This is a genomic window from Mesorhizobium sp. M1E.F.Ca.ET.063.01.1.1, assembly GCF_003998155.1.
Taxonomy (GTDB): Bacteria; Pseudomonadota; Alphaproteobacteria; order Rhizobiales; family Rhizobiaceae; genus Mesorhizobium.
Genome location: NZ_RZSC01001754.1, coordinates 1 through 396, shown reverse-complemented (window position 1 = coordinate 396; position 396 = coordinate 1). Strand labels below are relative to the sequence as shown.

The 396-nt window shown below is 61.9% G+C and carries 1 pseudogene; it reads right to left on the bottom strand.

The features are described 5' to 3' along the window. A pseudogene (locus EOA29_RS40750) lies at nt 1-396 on the bottom strand (sarcosine oxidase subunit alpha); the annotation flags it as partial.

Below are 396 nucleotides of genomic sequence, written 5' to 3'. Positions count from 1 at the left end.
AAATCGTTGTTCCAGTTTCCGGGATCGTTCTCCCGGTCAGCTCCGCCATCACGGCAAGACCGGTCACATTTGCGGTTTTGCCTTGGTCCGTCGCCATGCCCAGAGTCGTGTAGCGTTTCAGATGCTCTACCGGCCGCATGTTCTCGGCATGGGCGAGCTTGATGTCCTTCACCGTCACGTCATTCTGGAAATCGACCCAGGCGCGCTTCTTGCCGGGTACATTGAACACGGGCGCAACCTTGTAGTCTGCCTCCTCCGCGCGCGGCAAATCGGGCGACGATGCGGCGATTCCAAGTTCGTCCATCGCACGCTTTGCGGCTTGCGCGCCGGAACGCAAGGCGTCGGCGGCGGCCAATTTTTCCACCGCCGACGCCTTGCGTTCCGGCGCGCAAGCCG